Annotated in this window: 19 protein-coding genes; 15 read left to right on the top strand and 4 right to left on the bottom strand. The window is 54.9% G+C overall.

All coding sequences use genetic code 11. The features are described from left to right. Positions 1 to 103 precede the first annotated feature (103 nt). Positions 104 to 340, top strand: a complete 237-nt coding sequence (locus IE090_RS15640) for a hypothetical protein (RefSeq protein WP_229815800.1) — start codon at positions 104 to 106, stop codon at positions 338 to 340. Between the two features lie 85 nt (positions 341 to 425). Here IE090_RS15640 and argH read toward each other — a convergent pair whose 3' ends face one another. Beyond that, positions 426 to 1,817, bottom strand: a complete 1,392-nt coding sequence (gene argH / locus IE090_RS15635) for an argininosuccinate lyase (protein ID WP_189389797.1) — start codon at positions 1,815 to 1,817, stop codon at positions 426 to 428. A 277-nt stretch (positions 1,818 to 2,094) separates the two neighbouring features. Between argH and IE090_RS15630 the strand changes: the two genes are divergently transcribed. The 11 genes from IE090_RS15630 (at position 2,095) to IE090_RS15580 (ending at position 12,894) form a co-directional block, all read left to right on the top strand. Beyond that, the gene (locus IE090_RS15630) at positions 2,095 to 3,147 is read left to right on the top strand and encodes a sensor histidine kinase (RefSeq protein WP_189389795.1); all 1,053 of its coding nucleotides are present in this window, start codon (positions 2,095 to 2,097) and stop codon (positions 3,145 to 3,147) included. Further along, positions 3,144 to 3,875: a LytR/AlgR family response regulator transcription factor gene (locus tag IE090_RS15625; RefSeq protein ID WP_189389793.1), complete on the top strand. Its 732-nt coding sequence runs from the start codon at positions 3,144 to 3,146 to the stop codon at positions 3,873 to 3,875. Before IE090_RS15630 ends, IE090_RS15625 begins: the two co-directional genes overlap by 4 nt. A 275-nt stretch (positions 3,876 to 4,150) precedes the next feature. Continuing rightward, on the top strand, positions 4,151 to 5,515 hold the full coding sequence (locus IE090_RS15620; protein WP_189389791.1) for a cytochrome ubiquinol oxidase subunit I: 1,365 nt from the start codon (positions 4,151 to 4,153) through the stop codon (positions 5,513 to 5,515). Continuing rightward, the gene (locus IE090_RS15615; protein WP_189389789.1) at positions 5,515 to 6,525 is read left to right on the top strand and encodes a cytochrome d ubiquinol oxidase subunit II; all 1,011 of its coding nucleotides are present in this window, start codon (positions 5,515 to 5,517) and stop codon (positions 6,523 to 6,525) included. The genes IE090_RS15620 and IE090_RS15615 overlap by 1 nt, the downstream gene beginning before the upstream one ends. 96 nt (positions 6,526 to 6,621) lie before the next feature. Beyond that, positions 6,622 to 7,563, top strand: coding sequence for a hydroxymethylbilane synthase (hemC, locus tag IE090_RS15610; protein ID WP_189389787.1), 942 nt, complete (start codon positions 6,622 to 6,624; stop codon positions 7,561 to 7,563). Further along, complete coding sequence (locus IE090_RS15605) at positions 7,563 to 8,297, top strand: uroporphyrinogen-III synthase (protein ID WP_189389785.1); 735 nt, start codon at positions 7,563 to 7,565, stop codon at positions 8,295 to 8,297. The genes hemC and IE090_RS15605 overlap by 1 nt, the downstream gene beginning before the upstream one ends. 37 nt (positions 8,298 to 8,334) lie before the next feature. Beyond that, complete coding sequence (locus tag IE090_RS15600; protein ID WP_189389783.1) at positions 8,335 to 9,648, top strand: uroporphyrinogen-III C-methyltransferase; 1,314 nt, start codon at positions 8,335 to 8,337, stop codon at positions 9,646 to 9,648. Then, complete coding sequence (locus tag IE090_RS15595; RefSeq protein ID WP_189389781.1) at positions 9,645 to 10,826, top strand: heme biosynthesis HemY N-terminal domain-containing protein; 1,182 nt, start codon at positions 9,645 to 9,647, stop codon at positions 10,824 to 10,826. Before IE090_RS15600 ends, IE090_RS15595 begins: the two co-directional genes overlap by 4 nt. 99 nt (positions 10,827 to 10,925) lie before the next feature. Further along, positions 10,926 to 11,801 (top strand): endo alpha-1,4 polygalactosaminidase, encoded by an 876-nt coding sequence (locus tag IE090_RS15590; protein WP_229815799.1) that lies wholly within the window; start codon positions 10,926 to 10,928, stop codon positions 11,799 to 11,801. Between the two features lie 176 nt (positions 11,802 to 11,977). After that, positions 11,978 to 12,523 carry a GNAT family N-acetyltransferase gene (locus IE090_RS15585; protein WP_189389780.1) on the top strand — a complete coding sequence of 182 codons (546 nt, stop codon included), beginning with the start codon at positions 11,978 to 11,980 and terminating at the stop codon, positions 12,521 to 12,523. Beyond that, positions 12,520 to 12,894: a nuclear transport factor 2 family protein gene (locus IE090_RS15580; protein WP_189389778.1), complete on the top strand. Its 375-nt coding sequence runs from the start codon at positions 12,520 to 12,522 to the stop codon at positions 12,892 to 12,894. Before IE090_RS15585 ends, IE090_RS15580 begins: the two co-directional genes overlap by 4 nt. Positions 12,895 to 12,920: 26 nt before the next feature. Here IE090_RS15580 and IE090_RS15575 read toward each other — a convergent pair whose 3' ends face one another. Further along, positions 12,921 to 13,952 carry an ABC transporter substrate-binding protein gene (locus IE090_RS15575; RefSeq protein WP_229815798.1) on the bottom strand — a complete coding sequence of 344 codons (1,032 nt, stop codon included), beginning with the start codon at positions 13,950 to 13,952 and terminating at the stop codon, positions 12,921 to 12,923. Between the two features lie 89 nt (positions 13,953 to 14,041). Then, positions 14,042 to 15,649 carry a cyclic peptide export ABC transporter gene (locus IE090_RS15570; RefSeq protein WP_189389776.1) on the bottom strand — a complete coding sequence of 536 codons (1,608 nt, stop codon included), beginning with the start codon at positions 15,647 to 15,649 and terminating at the stop codon, positions 14,042 to 14,044. 299 nt (positions 15,650 to 15,948) lie between these two features. Between IE090_RS15570 and IE090_RS15565 the strand changes: the two genes are divergently transcribed. Further along, entirely contained in the window at positions 15,949 to 16,278 is a 330-nt protein-coding gene (locus IE090_RS15565) for a glutaredoxin family protein (RefSeq protein ID WP_189389775.1), read from the top strand. A 62-nt stretch (positions 16,279 to 16,340) separates the two neighbouring features. On the opposite strand, the gene IE090_RS15560 is transcribed toward IE090_RS15565, so the two are convergent. Further along, positions 16,341 to 17,735 (bottom strand): hypothetical protein, encoded by a 1,395-nt coding sequence (locus IE090_RS15560; RefSeq protein ID WP_189389773.1) that lies wholly within the window; start codon positions 17,733 to 17,735, stop codon positions 16,341 to 16,343. A gap of 138 nt (positions 17,736 to 17,873) precedes the next feature. Between IE090_RS15560 and IE090_RS15555 the strand changes: the two genes are divergently transcribed. Then, positions 17,874 to 19,622, top strand: coding sequence for an ABC transporter transmembrane domain-containing protein (locus tag IE090_RS15555; RefSeq protein ID WP_189389771.1), 1,749 nt, complete (start codon positions 17,874 to 17,876; stop codon positions 19,620 to 19,622). 82 nt (positions 19,623 to 19,704) lie between these two features. Then, complete coding sequence (locus IE090_RS15550) at positions 19,705 to 20,190, top strand: patatin-like phospholipase family protein (protein ID WP_189389770.1); 486 nt, start codon at positions 19,705 to 19,707, stop codon at positions 20,188 to 20,190. Positions 20,191 to 20,238 lie beyond the last annotated feature (48 nt).

Genomic DNA, 20,238 nt, shown 5'->3' with positions numbered 1-20,238 from the left:
CGACATACGGCGAATCGCGGTGTGTCTGACTAATGGCTAATGGTGCAAATACCCAGCATTTGCTGCACTGTGTATCTTAGGCCTGAGCCAACAAGGTGCCATGATGGACAGCAAAGATAATAACAAAAACCCAGCTAGTACCGCCTTCGAGCGAGTGTTTTATCGCTATATCGCTTGGTTCCCAATTTTGATCTTGCCGGCCATGGTGTGGGATATGATGGCTTCCGGCCAACACGCGATGGGCGTCATCGTTGCTTTGATTCACGCCGTACTGGTATTTCGCTTCGTGCAAGTGGTCAATGTGGCGGGATGGTTTGGTAAAAACAAAACGGCAGATTAAGAAAGCACTTAACAAGGCTGTCGCAAATAACGGGCCGTGCTAAACGCCTTCTTATGGGCCTATCAACAAGCCCGCTCTTAGATGATTAACGCTCAGCCAGCAGTGCTTTGGCCCGGCCTGCTGCCGCACGCACTTGGTTCGGTGCGGTGCCGCCAATATGGTCGCGGGCAGCGACAGAGCCTTCCAGCGTTAATACTTCAAACACATCGTCGCTGATTTGCTCAGAGAATTGCTGCAGTTCTTGCAGTGTCATATCGCTTAAGTCTTTGCCGCTTTCAATGCCATAGGCCACGGCCTTGCCGACAATTTCATGGGCATCGCGGAAGGGAATGCCTTTGCGCACAACATAGTCGGCCAAATCGGTAGCGGTAGAGAAACCACGCTTCGCTGCTTCATACATGCAGTCTTTTTTCGCTTGCAGGTGCGGCGCCATATCGGCAAACGCTCGCAAGCTGTCGCGCAGGGTATCGACGGTGTCGAATAGCGGTTCTTTGTCTTCTTGGTTGTCTTTGTTGTAGGCCAGTGGCTGTGACTTCATCAGGGTTAACAATGAAATCATATGGCCGTATACGCGGCCGGTTTTGCCGCGCACCAGCTCGGGCACGTCCGGGTTTTTCTTTTGCGGCATAATGGATGAGCCAGTGCAAAAGCGATCTGGCAAATCAATAAACTGGAACTGCGCTGAGGCCCACAACACCAGCTCTTCGGAGAAGCGCGACATATGCATCATGATCAGCGCCGCCACACTGGTAAATTCAATGGCAAAGTCACGGTCGGAGACGGAATCCAGGCTGTTTTCCGTCGGCCGCTCAAAGCCCAATAGCTCCGCGGTGTAATGGCGATCAATGGGGTAAGTGGTGCCGGCCAGTGCCGCAGCGCCGAGTGGCAGAATATTGATGCGCTTGCGGCAGTCCATCAGGCGGCTGTAGTCGCGTTGCAGCATTTCGTTCCAGGCCAATAGGTGATGGCCAAAGGTCACTGGCTGCGCCGTTTGCAAATGGGTAAAGCCCGGCATAATGGTGTCGGCTTCTTGCTCGGCCAAGTCAATCAGGCCTTGCTGCAAACGCGTTAGCTCGGACGCGATGACGTCAATTTCATCACGCAGGTAGAGGCGAATGTCGGTGGCGACCTGATCGTTGCGCGAGCGGCCGGTGTGCAGCTTTTTGCCGGTGATGCCGATTTTTTGCGTTAGCGCTGCTTCGATGTTCATGTGCACATCTTCCAGCTCGACGGACCAGTTAAAGTCACCGCGCTCAATTTCAATGCGCACTTCTTCTAGGCCGCGAATAATGTCGTCGCGCTCGGTTTCGCTTAATACGCCGACTTTGCACAGCATCTTGGCGTGGGCAATGGAGCCTTGGATGTCTTGGCGGTACATGCGCTGATCAAAGCTGACGGAAGCGGTGTAACGAGCGACAAACGCATCGGTCGGTTCGGAAAAACGGCCACCCCAGGAGGCATTGGTCTGATCAGTCATGGCGCACCTTTTTAATCATGTCGGTTAATAATGTCGGTTAATGGCGTCGGCATTCAATTGCGGTGGCTGAGTATAGCGGCAGACAGGTAGGCGACCCAATAGCGCTGTTGGCGCTCTTAGCAGCGCTAACGACTCTCTTAGCAGCGCTAACGGCTTTCTTTGTAGCGCTAACGGCTTTGCAAATTGAGCGGCAAGCCGCCACATTGGCGCCGGCGGCCTTGCGAGGCAGGCTATCTGTGGCGAGACTAACAGCCATCGTGATTGTGTGAGAGTTGCCGTGAAGCCATTGCTGCCCGAGGATAACAGCCCCTCCAAGGCTGAGTTAGAAGCCTTCTTTTTGCCGGATTTGTGCAATACCCGGGCGGTGATTTTGCTATTAGGCGTGACGGAAGCGCTGGTGCTGGCATTAACCCTGGTCGAAACCGGGCTGGAGCACTTTTCGCTGCAGCGCTTTTCTTTGGTGTCATTTTTTGCCCTGTGGGTGGCGCTGTTGTCTGTGGCTTGCTTGTGTCAGCTGCGGCGCTTACTGGCGCGGCGCAGCGTTACTTTGGCCAGCATGGCTGCCCTGATCACCACTCAGTTGGTAACCCTGGTGGTGAGCTTGGCAAGCGAGGCCTTGTGGCCACTGAATCAAGGGCCGGTGGACTGGCTCTGGGTATTGCGCAACCAGTTCATCGCCGCGATTTTTGCCGCCATGGCGCTGCGCTACTTTTATGTGCAAAGCCAATGGCGTCAGCAGGCCCAGGCCGAGCTGCGTTCACGCTTGGCGGTGCTGCAGGCCAATATTCGCCCACACTTCTTTTTTAACACCCTCAACACCGTGGCCTCGCTGATTGTGGTCGACCCGGATAAAGCCGAGCAAATGCTGATCGACTTAGCGCGCCTGTTTCGTGCCGTGCTGAAAGCGGATGACAAACTGGTGCCGCTCAGCACCGAGCTGCAGCTGGGCCGAGGCTATCTGGATATCGAACAAGTACGCTTAGGGGAGCGGTTGAAACTCTACTGGCCAGACCTGGATGAGCTGCCCGATATTCAAGTGCCGCAGCTGTTGCTGCAGCCACTGTTGGAAAATGCCGTCTACCATGGGGTACAGCCACGGCGTCAGGGCGGCGAAATTCGCGTGACTGTGCATAGCCGCACAGACAGCTGTCGCATCGTGATCGACAATAGTTGCCCGGAAAAGCCAGTGGCCAGCAGTGGTAACCGTATGGCGCAAAACAACATTCGTGCACGCCTGCAGGCCGTGTACGGCAGTGAGGCGCACATGCAGGCGGAACATCACGGCAGCCACTATCGCACCACCTTGATACTGCCGAGGAAGGACAAATGAGTTATCGGGTCATGCTGGTAGACGACGAGCCTTTAGCGCGTGAGCGCCTCAAGCGTTTACTGATGGAACATGACAACTTTGATTGGGTGGCCGAGGCCGGCGATGGCGCCTCCACCGTCGAGTGGCTGCGCAGCAACTCGGTGGACTTAGTGCTGCTGGATATTCAAATGCCTGAGCTGGATGGCTTGCAAACGGCGCAGCAGCTGCAGCAGTTACCCAACCCGCCGCTGGTGGTGTTTTGCACCGCTTATGAGGAGCACGCGCTGCAGGCGTTTTCGGTACAGGCGCTGGACTATTTGCTCAAACCCGTCGGCAAAGAAAATTTATCGCGGGCGCTGCAGCGCGCGGCCCAGTGGTTGCAGCAAAAGCCGGAGGCCGCCGCCGTTGGCGGTGGCGCTCGCACTCATTTAAGTGCCCGCACTCATGCCGGGTTGCAGTTGATTCCGGTGGAAGAGGTGCTGTTTTTTAGTGCCGATCACAAGTACGTCAGTGTGTTTCATGAAGGCGGTGAAACCCTGATCGACGATTCACTGCGGCAATTAGAAGACGAGTTTGGCGAGCGCTTCTTGCGCGTGCATCGCAGCACGTTAGTGGCGCGTTCACGCATCGAGCGATTGGAGTCGCAGCCCGGCGGTGGCCATTGCGTGTTTTTGCGCGGCCATGACGGCGGCATCGCCGTGAGTCGTCGCCATGTGCCGGTGGTGCGCCGCGCCATGCGCGAGCTGTAATTCACATTTGCCACATTTACTACAGCTGCAAAAATCTCGCCTAACTACCGTTTCAGGTAGCGCAACACAGTGTTATCGCTAGGCTGCGTGCTTTTGCCGCAGCCTGCACTAGGGCGGTTGTGATACCGTGCACGGGCTGTCTTGCCACTTCTCCACATTTCTATACAGGCTGCGACGACAGCAACTTTGGCATAATTTGTCCTGCACGGCAGAGAGCTGTGAATAACTCCTACGGGATTGTGGGTTATTCAGAACTTTCTCACTTCGGAGGCATTATGGAAACGCTTGATGCGTTAATGCTGGCTCGGGCGCAATTTGGCGCCAATATTACTTTCCACATTTTGTTTCCCACCATCACCATCGCCTTGGGCTGGGTGCTGTTGTTCTTTAAGTTAAAGTTCAACCGCAGCGGCGATGACCAGTGGATGGCGGCGTATCAATTCTTTGTGAAGGTGTTTGCCCTGTGCTTCGCCTTGGGCGTGGTGTCAGGCATTACCATGTCGTTCCAATTTGGCACCAACTGGCCCGGGTTTATGGAAACCGTGGGCAATATCGCCGGCCCCTTGCTGGCTTATGAAATTCTGACCGCGTTTTTTATGGAGGCGGTGTTCCTCGGCATCATGCTGTTTGGCGTTAACCGGGTATCGAACCGAGTGCACACCATCGCCACGCTGCTGGTGGCGGTGGGTACTACGCTGTCGGCCTTTTGGATTCTGGTACTCAACAGCTGGATGCATACGCCCGCCGGCTTTGAAATGCGTGATGGCGTCGCCCATGCCACCGACTGGTGGGCGATTATTTTTAACCCCTCTATGCCCTATCGTTTGGCGCATATGTTAATGGCCTCGGGCTTGACGGCGGCTTTCCTGATTGCTGGTTTGAGCGCCTATCGCTGGTTGCGCGGAGATCGCTCGGGCGGTGTAAAAGCAGGTTTAAAAACCGGTGTTTTCCTCGCGGCTGGTCTGATTCCGTTGCAAATATTTATGGGCGATTTGCACGGCTTGAACACCTTGGAGCATCAGCCGCAAAAAGTGGCAGCGATGGAGGGTTTGTGGCAAACCGAGCAAGGCGCGGGCTTGCGCTTGTTTGCCATTCCTGATGCCGAGCAGCAAAGCAATCACTACGAAGTCAAGATCCCCAACCTGGCCAGCTTGATTCTGACCCACGAGTGGGACGGCGAGCTGAAGGGCTTTGATGCCTTTGAGCATCACCCGCCGATGGCACCGGTGTTCTTCTCGTTTCGCATTATGGTGGGCGTCGGTTTATTGATGCTGTTGGTGTCTTGGGTTGGTGCTTGGCAGCTAAAACGTCAGGGTGAGCCGAAGCCTTGGCTGGCCAAAGTGTTGGTGGCCATGACCTTTGCTGGCTGGGTCGCCACGGTGGCAGGCTGGTACACCACGGAGATCGGCCGCCAGCCTTGGCTGGTGCAAGATGTGTTGCTCACCGCCGATGCCGCCTCCGATGTTGCCGCTGGCATGATCGCCACCACGCTGACGGGCTACTTGCTGATTTATGCCGTGCTGATCAGCGCCTTTATTGGCACCTTGTTTTATCTGGCGCGTCGCGCTGGACGTTTGCCAGAACCCAGTGCTCATGAGGCCAAACCACTGGCCGGTGCCTTTCAACAGGAGGGCGTGTAATGGATATGCTCGCAACAGAAGGCCACTGGCTGGCCGTGGCCTTTGCCGCCTTAATGGGCCTGTCGATTCTGCTGTATGTGATTCTCGACGGTTATGATTTGGGCGTTGGCATGTTGATGGCAGCTGCCGATGATGAGCAGAAAGACCGCATGATTGCCTCCATCGGGCCGTTTTGGGATGCCAACGAAACCTGGCTGGTGCTCAGTGTCGGCTTATTGTTGGTTGCCTTTCCCGCTGCCCACGGGGTGATTTTATCTGAGCTGTATTTGCCCGCCACCTTGATGCTGATGGCGTTGATCTTGCGCGGCGTATCCTTTGATTTTCGTGCCAAAGCGCGGGCGCAGCATAAGCAGCGTTGGGATGCCGCCTTTATGGTGGGGTCTTTGCTGGCGGCGCTGACCCAAGGTTATATGCTGGGTCTTTACATTATGGGCTTTGAAGACTCCACCTCAGCCACTGTGTTTGCCGTGCTAGTGGCGATCTCTTTGGCGGCGGGCTATTGCCTGATGGGTGCTACCTGGCTGGTGATGAAAACCGAAGATGAGCTCCAGCGCCGAGCCGTGCGTTGGGCGCGTTTAAGTTTATGGCTGACGGCATTGGGTATCGTTACGATTTCGTTGGTAACGCCGCTGGTCAATGAGCGCATCTTTGCCAAATGGTTCAGCATGCCGGAGATCATCTTACTGGCACCGATTCCACTGTTGACCGGCTTGCTGGCGTTAGCCCTCGATCGCCTGTTAGTGGGTATGCCGTATCGCCATGACCGCTTTTATCGTTGGCCGTTTTGGCTGGCTGGCGGCATGTTTGCCCTGTGCTTTCAGGGCTTGGCCTACAGTTTTTACCCCTACGTGGTGCCGGAGCAGATGACCATTTACGGTGCGGCGGCGAGCCCAGAATCGCTGTGGATCATCTTTGTTGGCGCGCTGTTGGTGCTGCCGTGCATCATTGGCTACACCATTTTTGCCTATCGCGTGTTTAGTGGTAAGGCGCAGGAGCTGAACTACTACTGACGGTCGTCATTTCGGTTGCGGCGGTGGCGCTGGTATGATCAGCGCCAATAGGCTGGTAGCGCTGTCGCTGCCAGCGCCGCAAGCTTAAGGATTGTTATGACTGCCGTGACCCATCTGCGTATCGCCACCCGCAAAAGCCCGCTGGCCATGTGGCAGGCCGAGCATATTCAGGCGCGCCTGCAAGCGCTGTACCCCGACCTGACCATTGAGTTGGTCACCTTTGTCACCAAGGGCGACAAAATCCTCGATACGCCGCTGGCCAAAATTGGCGGTAAGGGGCTGTTCGTCAAAGAGCTGGAAAACGCCATGTTGGCCGGTGAAGCCGACATCGCTGTGCACTCGATGAAAGACGTGCCGATGGAGTTTCCCGAGGGCTTGGAGCTGGGCGTGATTTGCGAGCGCGAAAACCCCTTCGACGCGTTTGTTTCCAATCACTACCGCAGCTTGGATGAGCTGCCACAGGGCGCGGTGCTGGGCACCTCCAGCCTGCGCCGCCAGTGCCAGGCGCAGCAGGCACGGCCGGATTTACAGGTCAAAACCTTGCGCGGCAATGTGCAAACTCGGTTGGGCAAACTGGATGCCGGTGAATACGACGCCATCATTCTGGCGGCATCGGGCTTGATTCGGTTAGAAATGCAAGATCGCATCGCCAGCGCCATGCCCGCGGAGCAATCGCTGCCGGCCGGTGGCCAGGGTGCCTTAGGCATTGAATGGCGAGCCAATGACAGTGCCATCCATGAGTTGCTACAACCACTGCATCACCAGCCTACGGCCTACTGTGTACTGGCGGAGCGAGCCTTGAATCGACGCCTGCAAGGTGGCTGTCAGGTACCGATTGCGGCCTACGCCACTCTTGATGGCGAGCAATTGCATTTGCGCGGTTTGGTCGGCAGTGTCGACGGTGCACGCATGCTCACCACTGAGCAAACTGGCCCAGCCAGCGACTGCGAGCGCATGGGCATTGCCGCTGCTGAGCACCTGTTAGAGCAGGGCGCTGGCGACATTCTGGCCGAAGTCTACGGCCATAAGGTTGATTGATGCAGATTGTCGTTACTCGGCCTGATGGGCAGCAGCAGGCGTTGGTGGCGGCCCTAACGGAGCTGGGTCTGGAAGTCATGCATCGACCTTTGATGCGCATCGAGGCGCTGGCGTCTCACGCCGCTCTCAGGCAGAGTATGATCGACTTGGACCATTACCAAGCGGTGATTGCCATCAGCCGCAATGCGGCTGAGCAGGGTCTGCAATGGTTGGATGAATACTGGCCGCAAGCGCCGGTGGGGATCGACTGGTATGCCGTTGGCCCCACCACTGCCGAAGTCTTGCAAGGCGCTGGCCTGAAAGTGCGCATGCCGCCGCAGAAGTTCGATAGTGAGGGTGTGCTGGCCTTGCCCAGCTTGGCACAGGCACGCATAGCCGGCACAAAAGTGCTGATCTGGCGTGGCCGTGGCGGTCGCGAAACCTTGGCCAATGTATTGCGCCAGCGTGGCGCCCAAGTTGACTATGCCGAGCTGTATGAGCGCTTGCCGGTGACCGACGATGACTGGCCACAGGTGCTGGCGCAGCGGCCCTTGCTGTTGTTAAGTAGCAGCCAGGCACTCGATATTGTGATCGAGCAGGTGCCAGATTTAGCGCAGCGCATTGCGGGTGTGATAGTACCCAGTGAGCGCGCCGCCCAGCAGGCGCAGCAATTAGGCTTAACGGTCAAACAAGCGGCCAGCGCCCGCGATGAGGACATGCTGGCCTGTGTACAACAATGGCTGAATAACGATTAACCCGCTGCTAACCGCAGCCAGATAAGGAATCAACACTGTGAGCGAACGCACCCCTTCTTCTGATCAGGAGCCGTCCAAGCCTGAGGACGACGCTAAGCCACAGAACGCGGATGCCCAAGATGATGCCGGCGATGCCAGCGACAGCTCTGCTGAGGCAATGGCGGACGAGACTGCGGCGCTAGAGAAGGCCACCCCGGAAGCGGAATCTGTGCCTGAAACCGCTGAGCCTGAAGCATCGGCTAAGGGTAAGCCCGCTGGCCAACAGCAATCTGCAACCGCCAAAGCGCAACCCACACCGGCAGCCGCTCAACCTGCGCCGAAACGCGGCCCGCATCCGCTATCTTGGATCAACCTGGTACTGATGCTCGGCTTATTTGCCGTTGCAGGCTACGGCGCCTGGCTGGGCTGGCAGCAACAGCAAAACACCGCCGCCGAGCTGGCGGTGGTGAAAGATCGCTTGCAACAGGCGCAGCAGCAAACCGATACCTTGCGCCAGGAAGAGCGCCAACTGCAGCAGCAAACGCAACAAGCGTTAGACGGTTTGCAGCAGCTGGGCGAGCAGCTGCAACACAACAGTGAGCGGCTGGCCAAGTTGCCGGGTGCCGAGCGTCAAGATTGGTTGCTCGCCGAGGCGGAATACCTGATGCGCCTGGCCAACCAGCGCTTGCAGCTAGAGCGTGATTGGAGCGGTGCGTTAAGCATGCTGCAAGCGGCGGATAACGTGCTGTTAGAAACGCGCAACCCAAGCCTTAACCCGGTCCGTGCTACGTTGGCCAAAGAAATGCAGGCCCTGCGCGCCGTACCGGCGTTAGACAGTGTCGGCGCTGTGTATCGACTGCAGAGCTTGCAAGAGTCGCTGCAAGACTTGCCCTGGCTGCCAGAAAAACTGCAGCGCCCGCAAATGTCAGATGCGCAGCCAGCAACGGCAGAAGAACAGGTTTGGTATTGGCAGCTGTGGGGCAACATCAAAACCGCCCTTGGCAATATGGTTCGCATTCGCCAGCGCGATGTCGCCATGGAAGCGCCACTGACGCCGGATCAGTTCTATTATCTGCAGCAAAATATGCACTTGATGCTGGAGCAAGCACAGGTGGCGCTGCTGCGTGAGGAGCCATCCTTGTATCAACACAGCTTGCAGCGCGTTGAGCAATGGTTGGATCAGTACTTAATGGCAGAAGACGAGCGCACGCGCGCCGTGCGCACCACGTTAAGTGAGCTGCAACAATGGCAAGTCGCACCCGCTGCGCCGGATATTTCCGCATCGCTGCGCCAGCTGCAAAAACTGGTTGAGCAGCAGCGTCGCGGCACTGTGGCACCGCTCCAGTCTGAGGCACAGGAGCCAGCAGCATGAAACGATGGCTCGCCTTTTTATTGCTGACCCTGGCCGCCGGCTTGGTGGCGGGAAGCTGGGTTAGTCTGGACTCAGGCTATGTGTTGCTGAGCTGGCATACCTACACCATGGAAACCACGGTATGGTCGTTCGCCATCTTGGTGCTGATCTTTATGGCATTGCTGTACTTGTTGGTGCGCTTAAGCCTGTTGCTGCTGGGCAGTGATTTGCGCTTTAACGAGTGGCGCCGTCAGCGTCGAGTACAGCGTGCACGGCGCATGACCACGCGCGGCTTGTTAAACCTGGCGCAAGGGCAGTGGCGCACCGCTGAGCGCCAGTTGTCTAGCGTTGCCGAAGATGCTGATACGCCGCTGATCAACTATCTCGCCGCCGCGCGCGCGGCTTATGAGCAAGGCAAACACGACACCACCGACGAGCTGCTCAATGCGGCCAGTCAAAGCACCAAAGGCTCAGAGCTGGCGGTGGGCATATCGCACGTGCAACTGCTGCAGTCGCGTGGCCAGTTGGAGCAAGCGCTGGCGGTATTGTTGAAGCTGCGCACCAAACACCCCAAGCACGCTTATGTGCTCAAACTGTTGGTAAAAACCTATCAGGAGTTAGAGGACTGGGTCGCCCTGAACGAGCTGCTGCCCGTATTGCGCAAAGCGACCAAGATTCCAGCAGAAGAGCTCAAAGCACTGGAAGAAAAAGTGCAACTGCAGCTGTTGGAGCGCGCCGCCAAGGCGCATCACGACGACATCGCCGCGGAGCTAAAAAAGGTCTACCAGGAGATGCCGCGCCATTGTCGCTACAGTGCCAGCATTCTATTGCGCTACGTCGAGCTGCTGGCAGATTTGGGTAAGGATATTCTTGCCGAAGCAGAGCTGCGCAACGCGCTTAAAAACGTCTGGCACGATGACTTGATCCACTGGTTTGGTCGGCTAAAAGGCGAAGACACCAACAAACAGCGCTTATTCGCTGAGCAATGTTTGAAAGAGCGCCCCAACGACCCAGAGTTGCTGCTGGCCCTAGGCCGCTTGGCCATGCGTCAGCACGATTTAGAAAAAGCCCGCGAATACCTGCAAACCGGTTTGCGCATCAAAGGCTTGCCAGATCTGCACGCTGAAATGGCGCAAGTGCTGTTGCAAGAGGGAGATAAAACCGGTGCTTGCAAACACTTCCAGCTGGCGTTGCGGTAACGCTGTTTTTCCACACCAATGACGGATTCGGTGATGGCCTGCACAAGCGGGCCGCGTCTCCTGTGCTATCTCTAAGGGTGTTTATTCATTAGGGGCAGCATGATGCATACTCTTTCTTATCAAGGCTGGCTGGCCACGATATTGCTTTGCGGTGGCCTGTTTGGCTGCGGCGGCAATGATTCAGACACACGTCAGCCGACTGGTCCAGACGCAACATCTCCTGCACCCGAGGTGATCCCACAACCGCCTCAGCGCGTTGCTTTTCCCTCCGGCTTGAGTTGGCAGTGGCAGCTGAGCGGCACGGTGAACACAGGCTACGAGGTGGATGTTTACGACCTCGATTTATTCGACACTCCTGCCTCGACCATTGCCGATTTAAAAGCCTCAGGCCGCAAAGTGGTGTGCTATTTCTCGGCTGGTTCTTGGGAAGAATGGCGTGACGATGCTGACCAGTTCCCGCCATCGGCGTTAGGTAATACCTTGGATGGCTGGGAAGATGAAAAGTGGTTGGATATTCGCCGCCCCGAAGTGCTTACCATCATGCAAGCGCGGTTGGATGTTGCGCTAGACAAAGGCTGTGATGCCGTCGAGCCAGATAATGTGGATGGCTACAGCAATAATAATGGTTTGGGCCTGACGGCCAGCGACCAGCTCAGTTACAACCAGGCGCTAGCGCAAGCAGCGCATGCACGCAATCTAGCAATAGGGTTAAAAAACAACCTGGATCAGGTCGCTGAACTTGAGCCACTGTATGATTTTGCTGTGAATGAGCAATGCCATGAGTATCAGGAGTGTGACGTTCTGACTGCATTTAGCGATAACAATAAAGCAGTGTTTAACGCTGAATATAAAGAGACCTACATTGAGGATGAAGCTAAGCGCCAAACAATCTGCGAGCGCAGCGTCACACTTGGCATCAGCAGTTTGTTTTTACCGCTGGATTTAGACGACAGCTTTCGATTGCCTTGCCCTTAATAACATGGCTTAGCGAAGATGATGATGCGGTTGGCTTTGGGGTCGCCAACTTATGGCATAGCTCACTGGAAGCATGTGAATAGGGCATTAGGAGCAATATAAGCAAATATTAAGTGGGTCTCTTTTTCCACATCAGGGATATGATTCAATCTGCGGCAAATTAAGGAGTAACCGTCGTGAAGCTAATCGAGCCTAATTTGGCTTACGAACAAGAGTTCGCTGATTTTTACCAGGATTTTTTCGGACATGATCGAAAAAATGCTACTTATTACCAACAAGGTGTGGATGACTTTCCTGCCTATGTGAAAAAGCTCAACGATGAAGCCGTTGGCAAGAACCTGCAGCCCGGTTACGTGCCGTGCGACCATTTTTGGTGCATTGCCGACAACGGCGCCATTGCTGGCGCAATTCGTGTACGTCACCATATCAACACGCCTTTGCTGTCTAAGGAAGGCGGCCATATAGGTTACGACGTGGCGCCTTCATACCGTCGCCAAGGTTACGCGGCTTGGATGTTGCAGCAAGTTCTGCCCGTTGCGCGTCAGCTAGGCATTGAGGAGGCGCTTATTACCGCCGATGCCGAAAACTTTGCCTCGCGCAAAGTGATTGAGCGCAACGGTGGCCGCCTGGAAGCTGTGATCAATGCTGAAATTCTGTGCGATCGTATCGCTCGCTATTGGGTACCTTGCATTTTTGATGAGTGGGAGGAATTGTCGGCATGATGGCCAAAGACGTGGTGATTGCTTATTGGCTCGCCATGGAAAGCAATGATTTTTATGTTGCAGCGCGTTGGCTCGCAGAAGACTTTGAGTGTTACTGGCCACAATCCAACGAGTTGATTGTCGGGCGTGAAAACTTTGCCGCACTCAATACCGCCTACCCAAGTGAAGGGCAGTGGCGCTTTACCATTGAGCGCATTGTGCAAGAAGGCAATCAAGTGGTTACTGATGTTGTGGTCAGCGATGGTCAACGCGAGGACCGTGCGTTGACGTTTCACACCGTTGAGCACGAGCTGATCCGTCGGCAAACAGAATATTGGCCGGACAGCTACGAAGCCCCGGCCTGGCGAGCACAGTGGGTGCAGCGCGTTTAACGCGCTGCTGCATTCCTAAGTTCGTATTAATGCAACTGCATTTCAATATTGCGCGCCGCTTCGGGTGAAACCCAGGCTTTCCACAGCTCAGGCTGTTGCTGCAAAAATTCAATCGCTGTGTATTCACCATCGGCTTGCTGGCTTTTCATCCAGGCAAGCCACTCATTCATTTGCAGATTGCTGAAGCTGCGGGTATTTAAATAGGCCATGGCATCCGGCGCTTGCTTGGCGAAGCGTGCGGTGGTGACGGTGTAAACGTCCGAAGCCGGATACATGGTCACCTGAGGTTCGGCACACTCTTTTTGGGTAATGCATTGGCGAAAATGCTCGGCGTTTATGCCACTGCCAAAGTCCACCATCACCATGTCATATTGACCCAGCAGTGCAGTCGGCGCCCAGTAATAGCCAAACCAAGGCGCTTGTTGCTCATAAGCGCGCGCCAGCGAGCCTGCCAAGGCGGTGCCTGAACCCGGGTTAACGACTTTAAAGCCTTGCTCAGACAAGTTGAGTGCATTAAACAAACGCTCTGTTGTGAGCTGGCAGGTCCAACCGGCGGGGCAGCCATAAAAGGCCGATGCTTCAGGATCTTCCGGATGGCTGAATAACTCGGCATGCTGGCGAATGCCGTCAATGGTGGCCAGTTCCGGGTATTGTTCAAGCATGTATTTGGGCACCCAAAAACCTTCTTGGCCACCGTCGCTGAGTGAGCGACCGGCGAAGGCTAGGCGTCCTTCGTCGACGCCTTGTTGAATCAGCTCGCGGTTGGAGTTGGTCCACATCTCTGGTGCGATGTCTGGCTCAGCTTTAGCCACCATGGAGGCGGTGGTGGGCTGGCTATCGCCGGGCACCAATTGCACATCACAGCCGTAGCCCAGCTCCAAAATGGTGGCGTCTAGGTTGGCCAGAAAGCTGGCCGAATCCCAGTTCATATCGGCAATGGTGACGCGGCCACAGCCCTCGGTGTTTTTCGCTTGCTCTGGTGGTGTTGATTCACTGCAGGCGCCGAGCATTAGACTGGTGGCCAAAACAGCCACGGTTTTATTGGCAAAAGCGTGCATAAATAAAAGCCCTGGGCAAAAAAAAGCCCAGTGTATTCACACTGGGCTGGGGCTTAGTGTGCCTCAGTTTTTACGCTTGGGCCAGAGTGCTAGGCGGCGGGCGAATAAGCGACTAAACCACCGCGGCTGAGTTCTAGCACGCGATCTGCCACGTGGAAATAACGGTCGTCGTGACTGACCACGATCAGCGTGAGCCCTTGTTGCTTTAACTCGGGCAGCAGTTGCTCATAAAACATTTTGCGAAAGTAGGGGTCCTGATCGGCGGCCCATTCATCCAATACCAGCAAGCTACGGTCTTCTAAGCAAGCGCTGACCATGGCTAAGCGTTTGCGCTGGCCTGTGGATAAATCCACCACTGAAAATTCACCATTGTCGACGCTAACAATATGGTCAAGCTGCAATTTCTGTAACCACAGTCGGGCGCGTTCATCTTGCTCGCCTTGCTCTGGTAATGCGGCTTGCTCAAACAGGTGGAAATCGGTCAGTACCGCCGAAAACATGGCACGGTAATGGCGCCAATCCGGGTTGGGCAGTGCCTGACCATCGACCAGTACCTGACCACTGCGTGGTCTGATCAGGCCGGTTAATAAGCGCACCAAGGTGGTTTTGCCAGCACCGTTATGACCCACCAAAAAAACCAACTCGCCGCGTTCAATTTGGGCGCTCACTGGGCCAAATTTAAACTGCTCGTTGCCTGGGTAGCGATAGCATACGTCTTGCAGTTCAATGCGCTGCCAGTCCTGACGCCAAGGCGTTGCTGGTTGGCGCTGGTCTTCTGGCTCGGGTAAGTCCAGCGATTGCAGCTTGCGCAGCGAGACTCGTGCTGTAATTAACCCTGGCAGTTGGTTCATGGCCATGTTCATCGGTTGGCGAATAAATAACAGCGTTAGCGCAAAGGCCGTGCCTTGTGCCAAAGTGCCCATGTCGAGTTTAAATACCGCCCAAAAGGTCACACCGATTAAGGCGAGCACCGTGGTGGTCATCAAATGAATGCTCACGACGATATAGCGGTCACCCAGAGTACGGTAATCGCGCGCTTTTTTTGCAGGGCCTTGCATGATGCCATCGACCAAGCGTTGACCTCGCGCTTCGTTCAGCAGTAATTCTTTATGACCGTCCAGTACTTTTTCATAGCCGCCAAATAAATCGTCTTCCAGTTCTCGCTCTTTTCGCAATAATGCCTGAAAGCGTGACGTCAGCACCCGATTAACGCCCAGCACCAGCACTAGTGAGACCAGGGTCAAAGTAGCTAACGGGGCATTGAGCCAAAACAAATAAGCAAAGCTGGCGACGACCAAGGTAATGCCATACAAAAAAAACGGCAGCATAACGAAGCCTTCTTGTAGCTGACGCACGTCCTTGGTCAGGGCAGCATAAATACGGTTGCGGCCCAGCGCTTGCAAATGCTCATATTCACAATGCAACACCTGGCTTAATAGGCGCCCACGCAGTTGATAGGCCACTCGGTAAGACAAGGTGGTCATCAGCCATTGGGAAATCACTGCCAAGCAAAAAGCGCCCAACAATAGGGCGACAAACCAACCAGCATGGCTGGCGAACAGTTCACCCTGAGAGGCGACGGTTTCGTTAATAAAATTAATGGTGCCAATGTTCGCCAGGGCGCTGGCGATAATAAATGCAATGGCCAGACCCACCAGGCCACGATTATTTGCAAACAGTGCGGTGATCAACTGCACAACGATCATCCTCCATGTGATGTGAGTGCACACACTGGAGCAAGACACGGCCTTATTATTGTTGTTTCGTGTTGCCGGGTGATGGCCGGCAAGGGCTCTGACGGCGCCTTTTGGGCGGCCGTTGTCAGTGATGCTAACTCGTTAGGGAACCGTCAAAAATACGCCGATTTGGTTATGAACTCAATCACGCTTTTTGCTAATAGCCGGTTCGAGTGGCATTAAAGGCAGCGGCGAAGTGGGCGCGAACAGCACAAGCAGGGTGCGAATGGGTATAATGCCGGTTTTCCCAAGGAGCGGTTATGAAGAAACTCATTGCCTTGTTGGCGATTTTAGTTGTGTATGAAAAATGGGCCTACATAGATGCTTGGCTGAACCCACCACCGGCGTTTGTGCAAGATCACTTCGGCACCGTGGTGCTGTACGCCACGGAATGGTGTGGCTATTGTCAGCGTGCGCGCAAGCTATTTGAAGAAAAAGGCATCGACTACGTCGAGTACGACATTGAAAAGTCGGAGTTGGGCAAAGAACAATACGACCAGCTCAATGGCCAAGGTGTACCACTGATTTTGTATAACGGTGAAGTACTGCGTGGCTTTAGCCGTCAAGCCATTATGAATTTGGTGCTTTAGCCCGTATAGCGGGTCAATACCGATAAGTAAGATAGCGGGGGCATTAAGCCCCCAGCTACTACTTATAAATCAAGATCGCCTTGGCACGGATAATCGTCGCCTGGCTGATAAAGATCTACGGTTACCCACTCATAGCCTTTACCGAAGTTAAACGGTTCCAGCCAATGTTGTTGCAGCAGGGCTTTGCGAATCTGTAGCTCGTTATTGACGACCCGGAAGCCGCTGGGCAGGTGCGTCAACTTGTAAGCATACATGTTCGGGATACAGGCGGTTCTTGGGTGATCAAGGTTACGGAGGCTGGCAAAGCCGCTTTCCGCAATGAAATATACCTGATTCATCCCTTCTGGCTTCCAGAGCCCGCTCCACTGTGAGATTGCCTGCGTCTCGGCTTGTTGTGCACGAACACTCTCGTCGAAAACGATGGCTGGATAGTTATGGATCTCGCTATCGTAGATAATCTCGCCATCATCATCGAGTTGTGTTGGCATTTCGTTAATATCGAAGGAGTTCTTCGCCACGTATTCAACTTCACCGTTTTTAACGACCAAAAGTTGATACGTGATGCTTTCGTCGCCGTCGTGATACCAGATTGAAGGTTCAAGGCTGGTCACATCGGAACGATATTGGAAAGATGCCATGGCAATTCCGTCCTCGCGACTTCTGATCATCCAGCCATGAGATCGCTCACCAAGCTGGCCACTACTGAGAGACTCGAATTGCGTGCCCAGCGTAACCGCTAAGGAGGCCCCGTGTTCATTTTCTGAAGATAGGTCTGGCTCGCGCGATGAGTCTTTCCAGCTTACGATAATCTGCATTGGGTCGTCGGGCAGTGGAATGCCACGCACCTCCAGTGCTTGTTGGCCCAGAACAGTGTCACTGCGTGCGGCGAGCTCAGCTGGGCTCAATGTTTCATTGATAGGTTGTTGTAGAGCAGTAACCGTCAGATATGCTGATTCCAGTTTCTGGATATCAAAACGATTCTGCCAGCCACTGATGCTCACCCGCTGGCTGCCGTCACCACTAGCCGCGAGCCAATATTTCTTTGAGCCTAACTCAAGTACATAGCCCGCTAATTGATAGCCGGCGGCCGCCTGTAATTGATTTATCTGCAGATTGAAATCGCTGTTTTGGGTGAGCGGAACATGCTGGACGTTAGATAACGCTAGGTTTGAAATCGCACTCGCAGCTACAGATACAGTTGGCGCGTCTGTCGTCACATCTCCAGTCAGCTGCAAGGCGTCGGCAAACGTTGTGGCTGTGTTGGCATCGTTATCGGAGTTGTTATTGGAGCCATTATCCTGTTGATCACCGTTATCGCCATTATTCTGCTGGCTATCGGTGTTATTGCCGTTGTCAGTATTGTTACCGCTGTCATCAGAGCTGGATGATCCACCACCGCCGCCACATGCGGCCAGGGCAATAGATAGAAAGAGAGGGGAAAGAGCTTGCAATCGCATAGGTTGATATCTCCGTATACCATATGAAATAGGGCGTTGATGGTACTTACGCACCTTGATGTGGTCAAAAACATCGGCGATATACGAGCAGTTGTTCACAAATTGGACAGCTCTGGGCAAATTAGAGTGTGAATATTTATGCTGCGCTGGCTTTGGCCATTTATTAAACCCTATCGCAAGCAATTTGCCCTAGCGCTAACGGCATTGATAGTGACTGCGGCTTTAACGCTGTCGCTTGGTCAGGGGGTGCGCTTAATGATGGACCAAGGCTTTGCCGCCGGTTCGCAGCAGGGGCTGGAGCAGGCTATCGCGGTGTTTGCCGGCATCGTGCTGTTGGTGTCGCTGGGGGCATTTTTGCGCTTTTATTGGGTGTCCTGGCTTGGTGAGCGCGTCGTCGCTGACATTCGCCAGCAGTTGTATCGGCATTTGTTAACCCTGCCGCCGAGTTTTTTTGAAGACAATTTGGCCGGTGAAATTCAAAGCCGCGTCACTACAGACACCACCTTGCTGCAAACCGTTATTGGCTCGTCGTTTTCGTTTGCCGTACGCAACAGTTTGTTATTTGTCGGCGGCTTGGGGCTGATGTTTTATACCAACGCCAAGCTCAGTGTTTTAGCGCTGGTGGCGGTGCCATTGCTAGTGTTTCCAGTGGTATTACTGGGGCGCAAGGTACGCAAGTTATCGCGCGCCAGCCAAGATCAAGTGGCCAAGGTAGGTGCTTGGGCGGGCGAAAGCTTGCAGCATATCAAAGTGGTGCAAGCTTTTGGTCGTGAAGCCATGGTCAGCGAGCAATTTCAGCAAGCGGCAGAAGGTGCGTTTGCCGTAGCGCTTAAGCGCATTCGACAACGCGCCGTGCTGATTTTTTTGGTGATGGCGTTATTAATGGGCTCCATTGCCGTGATGCTGTACATTGGCGGTACCGATGTGATTCAGGGGCGCTTAACGCCGGGCGAGCTGGCGGCGTTTGTGTTTTATGCCCTGATGGTGGCCATGTCGCTGGCGGCGGTGACGGAAGTGTATGGCGAAGTGCAGCGCGCGGCCGGTGCCGCCGAGCGCATTCGTGAACTGCTGGCCACTGAGGCTGAGATTCGCTCACCGGCGGCTCTTTCACCAGACCCCCTTTCATCGGCGGTTGTCCGAGCGCCGATTTTGCAATTGCAACAATTAAGTTTTGCTTATCCCTCCAGGCCAGATACGCCGGCACTGCAACAGGTGGAATTGCACATTGCCGCCGGTGAGCGCGTGGCGTTAGTGGGGCCATCTGGGGGCGGCAAATCCACCTTGCTGGATTTATTACTGCGCTTTCGCGATCCGCAACAGGGCCGAATTTTGCTGCATGGCCGTGATTTACGTGACTGGCCTTTAGCTGAGCTACGCCAGCATTTTGCCTTGGTGCCGCAGCAACCCGTACTGTTCAGCACCCGAGTGCGTGACAACCTGCGTTACGGTCGCCCCGATGCCAGTGACGAAGACATGATTCAGGCTGCCAAAGCGGCTCACGCCCACGATTTTATTCAGCAATTGCCCGACGGCTATGACTCCTATTTAGGTGAGCAAGGCGTCAAACTGTCGGGCGGGCAAAAACAGCGGCTGGCCATTGCCCGAGCGATTTTAAGTGACCCAGAAATTCTGCTATTAGATGAGGCGACGTCAGCATTGGACGCCGACAGTGAGCACTGGGTGCAGCAGGCGCTCGATCAGCTGATGCAACAGCGCACCAGTCTGGTGATTGCCCATCGCCTGGCGACGGTGCGTCACGCGGATCGCATTGTGGTGTTGGATCAAGGGCGCATTGCTGCGGTGGGCACCCATGATCAGCTGTTACAGCAATCGCCCTTGTATCAGCGGCTGGCGCAGTTACAGTTTGGTGATCATTGTCAGAATTGATGATGCTGATGCAGATGAACAATTTCACCCCAGAGTAGTCTGTTCTTACACTGAGTAACTTACCTTTAATAGGGACAACAGTATGACCAATAGCCACACCCCTGCGGGTTGCCGTGCGTTGGTCGTTGAGGGCGGCGCCATGCGCGGTATCTTCGCCGCCGGTGTACTCGACGCTTTAATGCAAGGCAATCACTACGATTTTGATATGGCACTGGGCGTTTCTGCCGGCGCCACCAACTTGGTCGGTTACCTAACGCGCAAACCCGGGCGCAATCGCCGTGTCATTACCGAAATGGCCACCCAACGTGAGTTTTTTAATCCATCGCGCTTTGTGCGCGGCGGCCATTTAACCGATGTGCATTGGCTCTGGCACGCAGCGCTGGAGCGCCACCCTCTGCAGCTAGAGCAGCTGTGGCAAGCCATGCCTTTGTATGTTGTTGGCAGTCATGCGATGACGGGCGAGGCGGCTTATTGGCGCGTTGATGAAGACAATTTAAACCCGGCCATGGTGGCCAGCTGTGCTTTGCCTTACTTGTATCGCGACACGGTGGAGCTAGGGCACCTCTGATTTTCACCTGAACTCGCCGAACCTAACCAGGAAATCAGAAAAAGTTGG

Origin of the sequence: Bacterioplanes sanyensis (genome assembly GCF_014652515.1) — a bacterium.
Classification (GTDB): Bacteria; Pseudomonadota; Gammaproteobacteria; order Pseudomonadales; family Oceanobacteraceae; genus Bacterioplanes; species Bacterioplanes sanyensis.
The sequence above is the reverse complement of the archived record's forward strand: the minus strand, read 5'-3'. Positions and strand labels throughout refer to the sequence as shown.

Excerpts from the sequence above, each read along its gene's own strand:
- IE090_RS15640 (WP_229815800.1), top strand. The coding sequence starts at position 104 with ATGGACAGCAAAGATAATAACAAAAACCCAGCTAGTACCGCCTTCGAG.
- argH (WP_189389797.1), bottom strand. The coding sequence starts at position 1,817 with ATGACTGATCAGACCAATGCCTCCTGGGGTGGCCGTTTTTCCGAACCG.
- IE090_RS15625 (WP_189389793.1), top strand. The coding sequence starts at position 3,144 with ATGAGTTATCGGGTCATGCTGGTAGACGACGAGCCTTTAGCGCGTGAG.
- IE090_RS15620 (WP_189389791.1), top strand. The coding sequence starts at position 4,151 with ATGGAAACGCTTGATGCGTTAATGCTGGCTCGGGCGCAATTTGGCGCC.
- IE090_RS15615 (WP_189389789.1), top strand. The coding sequence starts at position 5,515 with ATGGATATGCTCGCAACAGAAGGCCACTGGCTGGCCGTGGCCTTTGCC.
- hemC (WP_189389787.1), top strand. The coding sequence starts at position 6,622 with ATGACTGCCGTGACCCATCTGCGTATCGCCACCCGCAAAAGCCCGCTG.
- IE090_RS15605 (WP_189389785.1), top strand. The coding sequence starts at position 7,563 with ATGCAGATTGTCGTTACTCGGCCTGATGGGCAGCAGCAGGCGTTGGTG.
- IE090_RS15595 (WP_189389781.1), top strand. The coding sequence starts at position 9,645 with ATGAAACGATGGCTCGCCTTTTTATTGCTGACCCTGGCCGCCGGCTTG.
- IE090_RS15590 (WP_229815799.1), top strand. The coding sequence starts at position 10,926 with ATGATGCATACTCTTTCTTATCAAGGCTGGCTGGCCACGATATTGCTT.
- IE090_RS15580 (WP_189389778.1), top strand. The coding sequence starts at position 12,520 with ATGATGGCCAAAGACGTGGTGATTGCTTATTGGCTCGCCATGGAAAGC.
- IE090_RS15575 (WP_229815798.1), bottom strand. The coding sequence starts at position 13,952 with ATGCACGCTTTTGCCAATAAAACCGTGGCTGTTTTGGCCACCAGTCTA.
- IE090_RS15565 (WP_189389775.1), top strand. The coding sequence starts at position 15,949 with ATGAAGAAACTCATTGCCTTGTTGGCGATTTTAGTTGTGTATGAAAAA.
- IE090_RS15560 (WP_189389773.1), bottom strand. The coding sequence starts at position 17,735 with ATGCGATTGCAAGCTCTTTCCCCTCTCTTTCTATCTATTGCCCTGGCC.
- IE090_RS15555 (WP_189389771.1), top strand. The coding sequence starts at position 17,874 with ATGCTGCGCTGGCTTTGGCCATTTATTAAACCCTATCGCAAGCAATTT.
- IE090_RS15550 (WP_189389770.1), top strand. The coding sequence starts at position 19,705 with ATGACCAATAGCCACACCCCTGCGGGTTGCCGTGCGTTGGTCGTTGAG.